We start from the raw sequence: 15,941 nt of genomic DNA, 5'->3' as shown, positions 1-15,941 counted from the left end.
CTGCCGGGCAAACGTCATACGACCGGAAAAAATCGGTCTAAAGTCTTTGCTGCAGGCCCGTTCTATTTTTAACCCCCAGCACCCTCGACAGGATCGAGGCGTGTATGGCGTGCATTGTTTAAGCAAACGCGCCTGACTGGATGGACTGTAGTCCTATGCCCTCATGGAGGTGGCCATTGCATGCGTCGACACCGGTACTGCCCGGTCTCCCCGACAGACAAGCCGAAATGCGCACAGGTGGCCTGTACTGGCTGGCCTGCGAGTCGCCGGATACCGCAGACAGACTGTGCACGCAATTGCTGATGAGCTTGCCAGCGTCGGCGCGGGCGTTGCTGGTCAATGCGGCTGGCGCCTCGCGCGATCTGCTCAAGGCGATTCCCGATGAGTACGGGCCGGGGCATCTGACCCTGTTCGACCTGCCCACAATGTCCCCCAGGCGCCTGATTCAGGCACTGCGCCAGGACGTACCGCGGGTACGCGGCGGGGAAGGGGCACTATGGCTGATCCGCGTGCCGCACAAGGGCTGGGACGAGCTGCTGGCGCAATCCTTGGCGCTGTGGTGTTCCCGGGCTCAGGACTGGCTGCGTTCGGTGGGCAGCACGCTGCTGGTCGTCGGTGACACACCGCCGCCAGCCTTGCTCGATATTCTGTTGCGCCACAATGACAACATTTCCGGCTTGGCCCAGGTGTACATCGCCCAGGGCGCGCGGCATCTGCTGGTGCACTTCTGGAGTAACGACGCGGGTGTGAATGGCCCGCATGATTTTCTCCTGCTCGACGAAGGCAGCGGTTTTCGCGTGTCGCCTCGCCCCGAAGATGACAGCGCCGCACCGACCACCAACGATCAACGCCAGGTCCTGGCACAGACGGCGGTGCTCGGCGGCGAGACGCCACCCACTGCGCAATGGCAGCTGTTCGACGACGCGGACGCGCTGCTGGAGCAGGGGATGGATGCCCAGGCGGCAACCGTGATCTTTGCCTTGAGCGGCACTGACGATGTCAACGCGCTTGCCACCCGCCTGTACCAACTGCGCAGTCATTGTGGGCGCTCGGTCAAACTGGTGGTGCGCGAGATGTTGCAAGGTCTGCGTCAACACGAAGAACAGTTGCTGCTGGCCAGCGGCGCTAACCTGATCGTGCCGCAGGGCACGCCATTTCTGCGTTTCCTGACCCTGGTGCGCTCTATCCAGGGACACCGCTGGCAGCGCCCGCTGGCCGCCGAACCTTCGACCTTGCTGGCACGTCTGCATCCTCTGGCGGTGCGTGGCAGCCTGTCACCAAGGGCGTTTGCCGCCGCGGCGAAGAAGATGGCTGACAACACCGTCGGCACTGAGGTGCGCCATCAGTTGCTGCGCTTGCAGCCCTTGCCAACGCTGAGTCCAACCGTGGTGTTGCAGCAGCTGCAACTGCGCCGCTATGGCGATATTGCCTGCATTGCCGGTGACGTGCCCTATCTGTTCCTGTTCGCCTGTAGCCCTTCGCTGGTCGAAGCTGCATTGCGCAACGTGTTCCGTCTGCCCTGGCAGGATGTGATCGCCGGTTACGAAAGTGTGCTGCCGTCGCAAGTGCTGGCGATGCCGCAGTTCCAGTCCGATGCCGTTGCCGATGTTGATGCCATGGCGCTGGACCCGGCGGACGCGCAGCCGGCCACCGAGGCATTCCGGCCACTGCAGCCGCAGAAGGTTTCCCTGCAAGCGCTGGAGGCGCGCCAATGACCTATAACGAACTGCTGTGGGTCATCGGCCTGACTGCTTTGCTGACGGCGCCGCTGGCCATTGCCTTGTTCCTGATGGGGCAACGTTTTTTTACCTGGATCAATCGCCGCTTGCCACCGCGCCATCTCATCGCGCGGGGCGTACGGATAAATCATGATGCCGAAAAGGAGGGCGTCCATGAGTGACGCGGTCGCCACAGCGCCGGTACTGAAATGGCCGGAGCTGGGGCTTTGGAACCTGTATTTTCTCGCCAAGTTTGTCTTGCTATGGATGGGCCTGCTGGACTTCCACACCCTGCTTAATCTGCTGCTTGCAGCCGGGTTGCTGCTGCCCTTGCCGGGGCAATGGCTGCCGCGCTTGCGCAACGTCGTTGCGGTTCCGCTGGGTGCCGCGTTGCTCTACAAGGACACCTGGTACCCACCGATCCGCCGGTTGTTCGAACAGTCCGAGGTGCTGGCGTTCTCCGTCGACTACGTCATCGACCTGCTCGGGCGTTTCGTCAACTGGGACGTGCTCGGTGTGCTCTTCGCCGTGGGCCTTGCCTACCTGTTCATCGCCCCCTGGGTGCGCTTGACCCTGGTAACTGTCGCGTTGCTGCTGTGGGTGTACCTTGCCGGCGCCTTGCCAGCTTTCAATGTACCGGTGCAGTCAGTTGCCGGCGAAACGAGCACTACCCAGGGTGCCAGTAGCCAGGTGGCCGAAAGCAAAGCAGTCGATGCCTGGCTGGAGCAGTTCTACCGCGAGCAGGCGGGCAAGATGACGCGCTTCCCCGAACCTAACCCCAGCGCCGAGCCCTTCGACCTGTTGGTGCTCAACGTGTGCTCGCTGGCCTGGGACGATCTGGAAGATGCCGGGATGCGCGACAATGCATTGTTCCGGCGCATGAGTGTGGTGTTCGACCGTTTCAACTCGGCCACCTCCTATAGCGGCCCGGCCGCCATCCGCATGCTCCGCGCCAGTTGTGGCCAGCCGCATCACATTCAGCTGTACGAACCGGCGAAAGAGCAGTGCATGCTGTTCGACAACCTTGCCAAACTCGGTTACAGCCCCGAGCTGATGCTCAATCACAACGGCCCGATCACCCATAAATACATGACCTTCCTGGCCGGGCAGCACCTGCCTGCACGGCTAATGAGCAGCGACGAGTTCCCCACTGCACTGAAGTCTTACGACGGCGCCAACATTGCCCGCGACCACGACGTGCTGCAGGCCTGGTGGGCTCACCGGCTCAAGGAAGACAAACCTGCGGTGTCGCTGTTCTACAACACCATCACCCTGCATGACGGCAACCGCATCACCAATGCCGATGGCAGCACGCGGCGTGCCTCCTTTCAGGAGCGAGCAAAGAACTTCCTCGATGACATCGACCAGTTCATCGACATGATGCAGCAAAGCGGCCGGCGGGTAGTGTTGGTGCTGGTGCCTGAGCATGGCGCAGCAGTGCACGGTGACCGCATGCAGATATCCGGCATGCGCGAGATCCCCTCACGTTCGATCACCCACGTACCCGTAGGCATCAAGCTGATCAACATGGGCGAGTCAGACCAGCAGGGCCCTCAGCACGTCACCACGCCGTCCAGTTACCTGGCGGTCTCCGAGCTGATTGCCCGACTGTATGCCCAGCAGGGCGGTCCGCTCGACCTGGCAGCACTGATTCACGACCTGCCGAGCACGCCGGCCGTATCCGAGAACTCCGATTCTGCGGTGGTCGAGTTGCAGGGCAGGCCCTATGTGCGCATCAAGGGGCAAACGCAATGGATGCTCTATCCCGAGTAAGTATGAGAGGAGGCGATATGACTCAGGACGACCGCAAGCAGCGTAGCGATGATATCGCCCGGCTCAAACAGCGCCTTGGCGATGAGGACATGCCGTATCAGGACATCAGCCGCGAAGGCGAGCTGCTGGCCGCGTGCCGGCGCTGGCCGTTGCTGGCCGAAAGCGAGGGCTGGCCGAGCGACAGCGATGCGACCCGCGCGCAGGGCAATCACAAGGCGCCGCAAGTATGACGGTGGTGGCACTGAGCGGTATTCGTGGCGGTGTCGGGACCACGTCGATGGTCGCGGCACTGGGCTTTGCCTTGCACGCACTGCAGCAGCGGGTGCTGATGGTGGATTTGCACCCGCGCAACCTGCTGCGCCTGCATTACAACCTGGGCCTGGATTCGCCGCACGGCTGGGCCAGCGTCGACCAGGACGCCGCGGGGCACTGGAACGAGGCTTTGCTGCAGGTGGTGGAGGGCTTGTACCTGCTGCCGTTCGGGCAGTTGCCGGCGGACGCGCTCAGCGCGCTGGAGCAGCGTCAACGTGAGCAGCCGCAAGAATGGTGGCAACGCTTGCAAACCTTGCAGGCGCACTTTGACTGGATTGTGCTGGATACGCCCGCCACATTACCGGGCGGGCAGCCGACCTTGCCGCTGTTGCCGGATACGGTGATGCACATTCGGGTACTGGAGACCGACGCCGCCTGCCATGCGTTGCTGAGCACCGAAGGGGCGGGCGATGCCCCGCTGCTGGTCAACCGTTTCGACCCGATCAGCCAGTTGCAGCGCGACTTGCTACTGCTCTGGAGCGAGCGCCATGCGCAACTGATTCCCCAGGTGATTCACCGCGACGAGGCCATGGCCGGCGCGTTGGCCTGGAAGAGCCCGGTGGGCTACTACGCGCCAGACTCCCTTGCCAGCCAAGACGTGCGCAGCCTGGCTACCTGGTTGCTGGCACAGGAGGCGCGCCGCGCATGAACCGTTATCGCGCCTATCGCCAGCGCGGCGCTCGCCCGCTCACGGCCGTCGTGCTCAGTCTCGGCACCAGCCTGGCCTGGGTGTTTCTGCGCCTGGACTCGCCACAGTGGCAACGGCTGCTGCGTAACTGGCGCCAGTATTACCCACAGCTCGCGGACAAGAGGCCGAGTCTGGGCGACCCGCTGCGTGGCCTGGTGCAGACCCTCTGGCTATTGCTGCTGCGGCCCGCACGTCCGGCACGGGGTGCCGACTTGAAACGTGGCCGTGGTGTTACCTGGGCGCAACACTTTGGCAGAGGACTATATGCCGGGGTGCAACGGGTACGCTTGCCGCTGGTTGGACTGATGCGCAAGCTGCCGCGGCTTATCGGCCGTAGTGATGCACTGGCGCAGACACAGCGCCGGATCAAGGCCAGCGGGTCAACCGGCGAGCGCCTGTTTTACTGGGTGCTGGCGGTGGTCGGAATGGTTATCGCGCTGCTGTGTATCACCTCGCCCTTCAACCTCTATGCACAGTTGGTGTTCGTCCTCACCCTGGGCGCCATGGCGATGTTAATGCGCTACATGCCCGGCCGTTTTCCGACACTGATGATGATCATTCTGTCGATCACCATCTCCTGCCGTTACCTGTGGTGGCGCTACACCTCGACGTTGCACTGGGCCAACGACTTCGACCTGGTGCTGGGCATGATCCTGTTGTTGGCCGAGACCTATTCCTGGCTGGTACTGATCCTGAGCTTCGTGCAAAGCGTCTGGCCATTGCGCCGTCCGGTGCTGGCGCTGCCAGAAGACCGGCGCTTGTGGCCGAGTGTCGACCTGGTGATCCCGACCTACAACGAAGACCTGTCGGTGGTGCGCACCACGGTCATGGCTGCCCTGGGCCTGGACTGGCCGCGCGACAAACTCAAGGTGTATATCCTCGATGACGGCGCCCGCGAGTCGTTTCGCGCGTTCGCCAAAGAGGTGGGGGTAGGCTACATCGACCGCCACGACAACCGCGGCGCCAAGGCGGGTAACCTCAACCACGCGCTGGAGCGTTTGAGCGGCGATCTGGTCGCGGTGTTCGACTGTGACCATATACCGGTGCGGGCGTTCCTGCAGTTGACCGTCGGCTGGTTCCTTCAGGACCCGAAAATGGCCTTGGTGCAAACGCCGCACCACTTCTTTTCCGCCGACCCGTTCGAGCACAACCTGGGCTCGTTCCGCCGCAAGCCCAACGAAGGCGAGTTGTTCTACGGCCTGATCCAGGACGGCAATGACCTGTGGAACGCCACCTTCTTCTGCGGCTCATGCGCGGTGTTGCGCCGTGCGGCCCTGGACGAGATCGGCGGCTTCGCCACCCAGACGGTCACTGAGGACGCCCACACCGCCTTGCGCCTGCACCGTTCTGGCTGGAACTCGGCTTACATGCGTATCCCACTGGCGGCAGGCCTGGCCACCGACAGCCTGGCTGCCCACGTGCGTCAGCGTATTCGCTGGGCGCGGGGCATGGTGCAGATCTTCCGTCTGGACAACCCGTTGTTGGGCAAGGGCCTGAGCCTGTTCCAGCGGCTGTGCTACGCCAACGCCATGTTGCACTTTCTGTCCGGCCTGCCGCGGCTGATCTTCCTCACCGCACCCCTAGCGTTCCTGCTGCTGCACGCCTACGTGATCTATGCCCCGGCGGTACTGCTGTTGCTCTATGTGTTGCCGCATATGCTGCATGCCAGCCTGGTCAACTCACGGGTCCAGGGGCCATACCGGCAGACATTCTGGGGTGAGGTCTACGAGTCGGTGCTGGCCTGGTACATCATGCGTCCGACCCTGGTGGCGCTGTTCTCGCCCAAGCGTGGCAACTTCGACGTGACCGTCAAAGGCGGCATGAACGAGAGTGACCGGCTCGACTGGCGCATCGCCCGGCCTTATCTGGTACTGGCAGCGCTCAACGTGGTGGGCCTGGCATTTGCGGTGTGGCGCTTTTCCTACGGACCGAGCAACGAGTACGGCACGGTGATCGTCAGTTCGCTGTGGGTGATTTACAACCTACTGTTGATCGGCGCGGCCCTGGCGGTGGCGGCCGAGGTTCGCCAGGTGCGCCGTTTCCAGCGCGTGCCGGTGAAGTTGCCGGCCGCCTTGCGCCTGCCCGACGGGCACCTCTATCCGGGGCTGCTTTACGACTACTCCGACGGCGGTGCCGGGATCGAGTTGGACGCCGCCCGCGCACTGGCGCCCGACACCCAGGTGCAGTTACTGCTGGAGCGGGCCGGGCGTGAGTTCGTCTTTCCTGGCCGGGTCATGCGCAGCGTCGACCGCCAGGTCGGTATCAGCCTGGCGGACCTGAGCCTGCAACAACGCATCGAGTACGTGCAGTGCACCTTTGCCCGCGCCGACAACTGGCTCGGCTGGAGCGACAGCCATGTGCCGGACCGTCCCCTGCGCAGTTTCTTCGATGTGCTGGCGCTTGGCGCCATGGGCTACTACCGGGTCATCGAGTATGCCCCGGCCTGGGTCCGCCTGCCGGCACTGCCGATCATTGGCGCAACACGTTGGTTGCTTAGCTTCTTCCCGCGGATGCCGCGTCCCATTCCCTCCGACTCAATGAAGAGTACGACATGAAGCGTTCGTTCCTGTCTCCATGGACCCTGGCTTTGCTGTTGGCTGCCATGGGCTTGCCTTTTACCCTGGCTGCCGAAGAGCAGCCAGCGACCACTTCCGCCGCACCACAGGTACCCCACTGGTTGCGTACGCAAACCTTCGAGAGCCTGGGGCGCGGCAGTGACAGCCTGCTGATGGGGGTACGCAATAGCGACCAGATCGAATTCAGCCTGCGCCGCGACCGTCTCGCCAGCAGCGTCGAACTGGAGCTGAACTTCACCCCGTCACCGGCCCTGGTGCCGCGCTTGTCGCACCTGCGGGTGTACCTCAATGACGAACTCATGGGCGTCGTGCCGATCAGCGCCGACGATATCGGCCAACAGCGCCAGCAACGCATGGCCCTCGATCCGAAGCTGGTGCAGGACTTCAACCGCGTGCGCGTGGAGTTCGTCGGCCACTACACCGACATTTGCGAAGACCCTGCGCACAGTTCGCTGTGGCTGAACGTCAGCCGCAAAAGCGTGATCCGTGTCGATGAACAGGCACTGGTCACCGACAACGACCTGGCGTACTTCCCGCTGCCATATTTTGACGCGCGCGACACCGACCAACTGAGCATTCCCATGGTCTTTGCCGGTAGCCCTGGGCTGGGCGAGCAGAAGGCCGCGGCGATTCTCGCCTCCTATTTCGGCAGCAAGGCGAAATGGCGCATGGCGACCTTCCCGGTGCTCTACAACCAACTGCCGGCACAGAGCGCCCAGCAGCCGCTGCCGAGCATCGTCTTCGCCACCAACGACCGGCGTCCGGCGTTTCTTGCCAACCCCGAGCGCTTTCCTCCGGTAGAGGGACCGGTGATCCAGCAGATCACCCACCCAGACAATCGCTACAGCAAGGTGCTGCTGGTACTGGGGCGCAACGAGGACGACCTGGTCAAGGCGGCCTCGGCACTGGCTGTGGGCACCGACCTGTTCCGTGGTTCGCGGGTGGTGGTGCAAGGGGTTCAAGAACTCAAGCCACGGGAACCCTACGATGCGCCGAACTGGGTGCGCACCGACCGCCCTGTGCGTTTTGCCGAACTGCTCGATTACCCAGGGCAGTTGCAGGTCAATGGCCTCAGACCGCAACCGATCGAACTGTCCCTGAACCTGCCGCCTGACCTGTTCGTCTGGCGCAATCAGGGGGTTGCCGTGCAGACCCTGTATCGCTACACGCCACCGGTGGTGACCGACGAATCACGCTTGACCATCCGTCTCAACGACCACTTCGTCGGCAGCATTCCACTGCCAGGTTCCGATGGCATGGGTGCCGCTTTGCAGGAACTGCACACGCGGGTGTTCTCTGCCGATAGCTCGACGCTTACCGACAAGACCCTGGTGCCAGCGGCGAAGATCGAAGACCGCAACAAGCTGCGCTACGACTTCAGTTTCGCCAGCAAGGTGGGTAATGCCCAGAATGGCCAGTGCCAGACCTTCCTGCCGGCGGACGTGCAGGCGGCCATCGACGAGAACTCGACCATCGATCTGTCGGGCTACCACCACTACATTGCCATGCCGGACCTGCGCGCGTTCTCCCGCAGCGCGTTTCCGTTCAGCCGCATGGCTGACCTGTCGCAGACCTTGCTGCTGATGCCAGGCAAGCCCAACGAGCTGCAACTGGGCACCATGCTTGACCTGGTCGCCGGTATGGCCTCGCGTATCGGTTACCCGGCGCTTGGGCTGCAACTGGCTGATGACTGGGCGGCGGCAGCCAAGACCGACGCCGACCTGCTGGTGCTGGGCCCGCTGCAGGATGACCTGCGCAGCGGTAACGGTCGTGACCTGAATCTTTTGCTGGACCGTTCGCGTGACTGGCTGCGTCAGGCCCGCTCACCTTGGCCGCTGGATGCCAGCAGCGTGCAACGCCTGCGCGAAGACGTACGTAACAAGCCAGCGAGCCAGGTGGACGTGGTGGCGCGGGCACCGATTGCGGCGATCACCGGCATGCAGTCGCCGTTTCACTCGCAACGCAGCATCGTTGCGTTGCTGGCCAGCGACAATGGCGACTACGCGCTGTTGCGTCAGGCCCTGACCGATCCTGGCAAGCTCAACGACCATATCGGTGGTTCGGTCAGCCTGATCCGCAGTAGCGGCGTAAGTAGCCACTATGTTGGCGACACCTACTTCGTCGGTCGTCTGCCGTGGTGGATGATGCTCTGGGTGCAACTCTCCTATCATCCGGTGCTATTGGCCCTGGGTGCAGTGCTGAGTATTGTCCTGCTGGGTGTTGTGGCCTGGCGTCTGCTGGCCTGGGTGGCGCGTCGGCGCTTGGCCGAGGGCAAGCAATGATTGGCTCGAAGTGGCTGCTGGGCGGCGCACTGTGGTTGTTCGCGTCGGTCGCAGCGGCCAGTTGCTGGCCCGCATGGGAGCAGTTCAAGACCGATCTGGTCAGCGCTGACGGCCGGGTGATCGATCCGGCACAAGGGCGTATCACTACTTCCGAAGGGCAGACTTACGGTCTTTTTTTCGCCCTGGTGGCGAACGACCACGAGCGCTTTCAACAACTGCTCAACTGGACTGAGAACAACCTCGCCGGTGGCAACCTGAGCAAGCAGTTACCGGCCTGGAAGTGGGGCCAGGATCAGCAGGGCACATGGCGTGTGCTGGATACCAACAACGCTAGCGATGCCGACCTGTGGTTGGCCTATAGCCTGCTTGAGGCAGGACGTTTGTGGGCCGTGGCCGAGTACCGCGAGCTGGCCATCCAGGTGCTCTGGCGCGTTGCCGCACAAACCTTGCGACCACTGCCGGGTGTCGGGGTGATGCTGCTGCCGGGAGACCGCGGCTTTGTCACCGCGCAGGGTACTCGCCTGAACACCAGTTACTTGCCGCCCCAGGTGCTGGAGCGCTTTGCCGAACTGGCGCCACTCTGGGAGGAGTTGGCGCGTAACAGCCGCAAATTGCTGCTCGACAGTGCCCCCAAGGGCCTGGCACCCGACTGGGTAGCGGTGCGTGACAACGGCACATTGGTCAGCGATCCGGTCAATGGCGCGAAGGGCAGTTACGATGCCATCCGCGTCTATCTGTGGCTGGGCATGCTGGACCCGTCCGCCAGCGGCCGTCAGGCGCTGCTCGAACGCTATCGGCCAATGGTTGCCTTGACCCTCAAACAAGGCACTCCACCAGAAAGCGTCAATGTCGACAGCGGGGAAGGCAGTGGCCAGGGACCAGTGGGCTTTTCCGCCGCCTTGCTGCCGCTGCTGGCGGCATTGAAGGAACAGGACGGCCTGCACCAGCAGCGCCAACGCTTGCTGCAGTCGCCCGCCAGTGGCTACTACAACCGGGTGCTGAGTCTGTTCGGCCAAGGATGGGATGAGCGTCGTTATCGATTCGACGCCAAAGGAAGACTGGTACCTGGCTGGGAAGATGCGCAATGCGAAGATTGATCACCTTGCTGTGCCTGAGCGCTGTACCCCTGACGCTGCTGGCCCAGCCCGCTGACCGCAGCGAGCAGCGCGAATGGCTGATGCAGCAGATTCGCCTGGGTGAAGCGACTCACCGCGAAAGCCTGGTGGAAGATTCCCTGGCGCGTCTGCGGCTGCTGGAACCGAACAACCTTGACGCGCTCACAGCGTCGATCCGCCAGGCCGTGCGCACACGCGAGCTTGACCGTGCCCGGCAGCTGTATGGCGATCTTCATCGCCTGGCGCCGGACAGCCCGCAAGACCGGCAGATGGTCAAATTGCTGGAAATGAGCACGGGGGAAGGCGAGCAAACGCTGCAGCAGATCCGCCTGCTGGCGACTGCCGGGCGCTTCGACGAGGCGTTGTCGCGTTATGAAGCGGCCTTTGGCAAGGGTGAACCACCGAGCCTGGAGCTGGCACTGGAGTACTGGCGCATTCGCAGTCGCTTGCCCAATCAACTGCCGACCACCATCGAACACCTCTACGCTCTGGACAAGCAGTACCAAGGTAGCCCCGAGCTGCAGCAGTTTCTTGCTGAGCAGTTGTTCCGCGCCAAACGCAACGACGAGGCACTGGTCGTGGTCAAGCGTATGGCCAGCGAAAGCCAGTCACGCAACCTCGCCGCTGGCCTGGAGTTCGCGTACCTGAGCAAGCAGCCGATCAGCGATGCCAGCGTGCGTGCCTGGCAGGCGTTTCTTGAACGCTACCCAGGGGACTCTCACCAAGCGCAAGTGCAAGAGCTGCTCACCGGGCAACAAAAACTCACCGGCGATCCGGCCTGGCGTGCCGGCCAGCTGGGCATCCGCATGCTGGTGGAGAAGCGCACACCGGCGCTAGCCGAGGGCAATCTGCGCAAGGCGCTGGCCGCTTATCCAAAGGATGCCACTCTCAAGGGGTACCTGGGCCTGGCCCTGGCGCGCCAGGGGCGTCGTCAGGAAGCCGTCGATTGGCTCAAACAGGCGGTGGCTGAAGAGCAAGACACCTATATTCTCAGTAAATGGCACGAACTGCTGGCCTCCACCGAATACTGGCTGCTGATGCAGCGCGGGCGACAGGCGCTGAACGCACGCAACTACAGCGCTGCCCAACAGGCCTATGAAGAGGCGGCCCTACGTGATCCCAAGGAACCCCTGGCGCTGCTCGGGCTGGGTAACGTGGCGATGGCGCGCAACCAGTTGCCGCGTGCCGAGCAGTACTTCCTGCAGGCGTCGCGCCTGCAGCCGGGTAATGAAAATACCGTGCGCGCTTTGTCACGGCTTTACCAGGCGCAATCGCCGGCTCGCCATTCACGCTACGTCGCCAGCCTGCCGATCAAGCAGCGGCAGTGGGCTGCCCCGTCTGGCAGTGGGCGGTCGGGCGCTGGTTCGCAACTGGAACTGTTGCGCGGGCAGGCTCGGCAGTCGCTGGAGCGTGAAGACTGGGTCACGGCCGAGCGTCAATTGACCGAAGCTCGCCAGCTCGCGGTCAATGATCCCTGGCTGGCTGCCGACCTGGCCCGCGCCTTGCGCATGCAGGGCAAGGGCCCGCAGGCCGATGCCGTCTTCGCCGACCTGCTGTCGCGTCAGGGCCAGGAGCCGACGGCGCGTTTCGCCCATGGTTTGTACCTGGAGGCGGATGGACGCAGCCAGGCCGGGCTGGGTACCCTTGAACAGGTACCTGCCAACCGCTGGAACGATGGCATGCAGGCCTTGCACAAGCGCTTGCAGCGTCAGGTGGTTCTGGATCGCTCCCGTGCACTGGCTGACAGCGGCGAGATTGCCGGGGCTATGATCGTGCTCGAAGGGCAACTGGCTGCCAATCAGCCCGTCACGCAACAGATGGGCGATTTGCAGCAACTGGCCGGCTGGGCACGACAGTCGGGCAATCTGAGTGCCGCCGATGGCTACTACACCCGTATGCTGGCCTTGCAGCCAGGCGATACCCAGGCACGCTTGGGGCACATCGAGGTGTTGATCGAACGCGGCGAGCTGACGGCCGCGCGTCAGGCGCTGCAGCAGGATGAACTGCAGATCCCCGCAGAGCGCGTCGACGATCGCCGGCGCCTGGGCAATGCCTGGGCTGCCGTGGGTGAGCGCGACAAAGCGCGGGTATTGCTGGCCGAGGTGGCCCGTAACAAGACCACGCCGGACGCGTTGCTCTACCGCGATCTGGCACGCATGGTGCCGCGCGAACAGGCCGAACAGGCACTGGATTATTATGCACTGGCCATGCGCGATGCCCAGTTGCTGAGCGCCGAACAGGCCAACCCGCGTGACGACATCGCCCTGACCCGTGCCAGCCGTGCCAAGGACGAAGATGACTGGCTGCGCCAAAGCTTGCGCCGCGATGTCGACAAGCTCTATCAGTGGCAGAGCCCGACCGTGACCGTCCAGCAGGATTACGGCTGGCGCGACAACGACGGCGCCGAAGGCATTTCCGACCTTACCACCTCGACCACCATGGTCCATGCCCAAATGCCGGTGGGAGGTGGCCTTGGCTTTGCCCGCGTCGAGCAGGTCGCACTGCGTGCGGCCAGCTTCGATACCGACGCCGACGGCCTGCACCGCGAAGCCTTCGGCAGTTGTTCGTTGCGTGGGCGCAACGCGGCCGGTGCCATTCCCAGCGGTTGCCCCGGTGGCAAGGAAACGGCCGATGGCATCACCCTGGCCGCGGGCTGGCAGGGCGATGGCGTGAGCGCCGACATCGGCACTTCACCCATGGGTTTCGAGGTGCAGAACCTGTTGGGCGGCGTCACCTTCGATGGCAAGACCCACGGCATCGGCTGGTCGCTGACCGGTTCGCGGCGGCCGATGAACAACTCGTTGCTGTCCTACGCTGGCGCCAAGGACCCGCGCACCGGTATCAGTTGGGGTGGCGTGACCGCTACTGGGTTTACGCTGGGCCTGAGCCACGACCGCGGGCTGGATGATGGGGTTTGGGCCAGCCTGGGTTATCACTGGCTGCAAGGCAAGAACGTCGAAGACAACAAACGCTGGCGCGTCATGGGCGGCTACTACTACCGGCTGATCAACCGTGTCGACGAAGAGCTGCGTATCGGTGCCACAGCCATGGCCTGGCACTACGACCGCAACCTCAGCGGTTACACCTTGGGGCAGGGTGGTTACTACAGCCCGCAGCGCTACCTGTCGTTCGGCGTGCCGGTCAGCTACGCCTGGCGCAATGCCAACTGGTCCGTATACCTGGAAGGCTCGGTGGGGTATTCCTGGGCGCGCAGCGATGCCGAACGTGCCTTCCCGGTGTCATCGGTCAACGACGACATCCTCAACCAGTATGGCCCGCTGCAGAGCAGCAACATCGACGAACTGCGTGGCGGCGATGACAACAAAGGCCTGGGCTACCTGGCCCAGGCCTTGGTCGAGCGGCGTCTGGATGATCATTGGGTGCTGGGTGGTGGGTTTACCCTGCAGCGCAGCGAAGACTATTCACCCAATCGTGCGTTGCTGTATCTGCGTTATAGCTTCGACCCTTGGCAGGGCAATCTGCCGTTGCCGGTCAATCCGCTGAAGCCGTATGCCGAATCACGCTGAGTCCGGACAGTGCAGCCTGGTGCTGCTCGGCAACCCCTGCATAAATTCGGCGATCTGCCGAGCCCCGCACAAATGGATGACCGGAACAAGCGGCCCTACGAGCAATCGCGCGGCCTCGATAGAGGGACGATAGGTTCGATCAAAGGTCCATACATAGTTGAGAAAGGACAGGAACGCCCTGTCCAGTTTCTCTGTGCAGCCGGCCGGCATATCGGCGCGAGGCCGGTTCAACACACTGCGCATAATCACCCGGGTAAAGCAGGTAATGCGCGGTGTATCCAGCCAGATGATCAGCTGCGCACGGGGGAGCCTTATATCAAAGGTTCGCCGTGAGTAGTTACCTTCACAAATCCAGGCGTCTGATGAAATCGCATTGGTGACGCGTGCGCGGAATTCATCCGCGTTGGGTTCAGTCCAGCCGGGTTCCCAGAACAGTCTGTCCAGGTGCACTACAGACACATCCAGGTGCTTGCCCAACGCGCGTGCCAGGGTCGATTTGCCGCTGCCGGCGTTGCCCAAAATTACGATGCGTTGCATGGAGGAGTTCCTTTCCGGCAAACCGGTAATTGTGCAGGTTTTGCGTGAGCGAAAAAAGGTCTCTGTGCCACGAGTGGTCACTGCTCAGCACGTTGCCGGGAAGTCAATTCCAGATACACCCAGTACAACAGGGCGACGCCACTGATGGCCGCTCCGAGCAGGCAAACCGCCGCCCATCCCCAATGGGCATAGGTATAGGTAGCAGCAATTGCGCCGAAACCGCTGCCCACGGAGTAGAAGCACATGTAAGCGCCCACCAGGCGGCTCTGGGCATCGGGCCGGGCGGCGAAGATCAGGCTCTGGTTGGTTACATGCACGGCTTGCACGGCGAAATCCAGCAGCACCACGCCCACCACCATGGCCAGCAACGAATGTTCGACGAACGCGATTGGCAACCAAGACAAGGTGAGTAGCACCAGGGCGATTGCGCTGCTGCGATGGCCGCGCCCCTGGTCGGCCAGGCGTCCGGCTCGCGCTGCGGCCAGCGCGCCGGCTACACCGGCCAGGCCGAACAAGCCGATCTGAGTGTGTGACAGCGACAGGGGAGGGGCGCTCAGTGGTAGCACCATCGAAGTCCAAAACACGCTGAATGCGGCGAATATGAGCAACGCGAAGGTGCCCCTGATGCGCAGCATGCGCTCGCTTCGGAACAATTTGAAAACCGAGCCCAGTAACTGCCAGTACCCGCCTTTGGCCGGCGGGGTTGCCGACGCTGGCATGGTTCGCTGCAGCACCAGCGCCATGCCGACCATCAGTGCCGCCGAGACGAAATAGACGCTGCGCCAGCCGGCCAGGTCGGCCACTGCGCCAGAAACGAAGCGAGCTAGCAGGATGCCCAGTACCACGCCACTGGTCACTGTGCCTACCGCTTGGCCGCGTTGCTCGGGGCTCGCCAGGGTGGCGGCGTAGGCGACCACTACCTGGACCACGACGGCCATAAGGCCGACCAGCATCATTGCAGCGAGCAGCACGCTCCAGGTCTGAGCCAAGCCCACTGCCCCCAGGGCAACTGCCGACAGCAACATTTGCGTCAGGATGAGTTTCTTGCGGTTGAGCAGGTCCCCCAGCGGCACCACCAACACCAGCCCCAGGGTGTAACCGACCTGGGTCGCGGTGACCACTACGCCAATGCTGCCAGCAGGTACCGATAAGCTCACTGACATGGACTCCAGCAGCGGCTGCGCAAAGTAGACATTGGCAACGGCCATCGCGCAGGTGATGGAAAAGAGCAATATCAGGGAACGGCTGAGGGTGATCGCCGCACGTCCCGGCGGCGGCAAAGTGACGCCTCCGCCCCCGCCATTTTCGGCTTCGACGTCCATTTTCAAACGCTCTCGACTGTCCAGCGGCATCATTCCATCCTTGAATCTTTCGGTTTCAAAATGAAACCAGATCGTTGCCTTCTAACAAAAG

11 protein-coding genes are annotated in these 15,941 nt (G+C 63.1%); 9 read left to right on the top strand and 2 right to left on the bottom strand.

Translation table 11 applies throughout. The annotated features are described in order from the left end of the window. Positions 1-140 precede the first annotated feature (140 nt). Genes bcsE through bcsC form a run of 9 tightly spaced genes read left to right on the top strand, consistent with a single transcriptional unit; the run spans position 141 to position 13,991 of the window. Positions 141-1,715, top strand: coding sequence for a cellulose biosynthesis protein BcsE (gene bcsE, locus ACRESH_RS04550; RefSeq protein WP_431740835.1), 1,575 nt, complete (start codon positions 141-143; stop codon positions 1,713-1,715). Then, the gene (locus ACRESH_RS04545; RefSeq protein WP_431740834.1) at positions 1,712-1,900 is read left to right on the top strand and encodes a cellulose biosynthesis protein BcsF; all 189 of its coding nucleotides are present in this window, start codon (positions 1,712-1,714) and stop codon (positions 1,898-1,900) included. The genes bcsE and ACRESH_RS04545 overlap by 4 nt, the downstream gene beginning before the upstream one ends. Continuing rightward, a complete protein-coding gene (bcsG, locus tag ACRESH_RS04540) occupies positions 1,893-3,491 on the top strand; it encodes a cellulose biosynthesis protein BcsG (RefSeq protein WP_431740833.1) in 1,599 nt (532 codons plus the stop codon). The genes ACRESH_RS04545 and bcsG overlap by 8 nt, the downstream gene beginning before the upstream one ends. Positions 3,492-3,508: 17 nt before the next feature. Further along, positions 3,509-3,721: a cellulose biosynthesis protein BcsR gene (bcsR, locus tag ACRESH_RS04535; RefSeq protein ID WP_431740832.1), complete on the top strand. Its 213-nt coding sequence runs from the start codon at positions 3,509-3,511 to the stop codon at positions 3,719-3,721. Next, on the top strand, positions 3,718-4,452 hold the full coding sequence (gene bcsQ / locus ACRESH_RS04530; protein ID WP_431740831.1) for a cellulose biosynthesis protein BcsQ: 735 nt from the start codon (positions 3,718-3,720) through the stop codon (positions 4,450-4,452). Before bcsR ends, bcsQ begins: the two co-directional genes overlap by 4 nt. Further along, positions 4,449-7,046, top strand: coding sequence for a UDP-forming cellulose synthase catalytic subunit (bcsA, locus tag ACRESH_RS04525; protein WP_431740830.1), 2,598 nt, complete (start codon positions 4,449-4,451; stop codon positions 7,044-7,046). The genes bcsQ and bcsA overlap by 4 nt, the downstream gene beginning before the upstream one ends. Continuing rightward, positions 7,043-9,349: a cellulose biosynthesis cyclic di-GMP-binding regulatory protein BcsB gene (gene bcsB, locus ACRESH_RS04520; protein WP_431740829.1), complete on the top strand. Its 2,307-nt coding sequence runs from the start codon at positions 7,043-7,045 to the stop codon at positions 9,347-9,349. The genes bcsA and bcsB overlap by 4 nt, the downstream gene beginning before the upstream one ends. Then, complete coding sequence (bcsZ, locus tag ACRESH_RS04515) at positions 9,346-10,446, top strand: cellulose synthase complex periplasmic endoglucanase BcsZ (RefSeq protein WP_431740828.1); 1,101 nt, start codon at positions 9,346-9,348, stop codon at positions 10,444-10,446. The genes bcsB and bcsZ overlap by 4 nt, the downstream gene beginning before the upstream one ends. Further along, on the top strand, positions 10,434-13,991 hold the full coding sequence (bcsC, locus tag ACRESH_RS04510; protein WP_431740827.1) for a cellulose synthase complex outer membrane protein BcsC: 3,558 nt from the start codon (positions 10,434-10,436) through the stop codon (positions 13,989-13,991). The genes bcsZ and bcsC overlap by 13 nt, the downstream gene beginning before the upstream one ends. Here bcsC and ACRESH_RS04505 read toward each other — a convergent pair. Further along, a complete protein-coding gene (locus ACRESH_RS04505) occupies positions 13,983-14,528 on the bottom strand; it encodes an AAA family ATPase (RefSeq protein WP_431740826.1) in 546 nt (181 codons plus the stop codon). The genes bcsC and ACRESH_RS04505 overlap by 9 nt on opposite strands. Before the next feature lie 77 nt (positions 14,529-14,605). Then, entirely contained in the window at positions 14,606-15,880 is a 1,275-nt protein-coding gene (locus tag ACRESH_RS04500) for an MFS transporter (RefSeq protein WP_431740825.1), read from the bottom strand. Positions 15,881-15,941 lie beyond the last annotated feature (61 nt).

This window comes from Pseudomonas sp. (genome assembly GCF_050739775.1).
GTDB lineage: Bacteria > Pseudomonadota > Gammaproteobacteria > Pseudomonadales > Pseudomonadaceae > Aquipseudomonas.
Note: the sequence above shows the minus strand (reverse complement) of the source record. Positions and strands in the feature narration are given on the sequence as shown.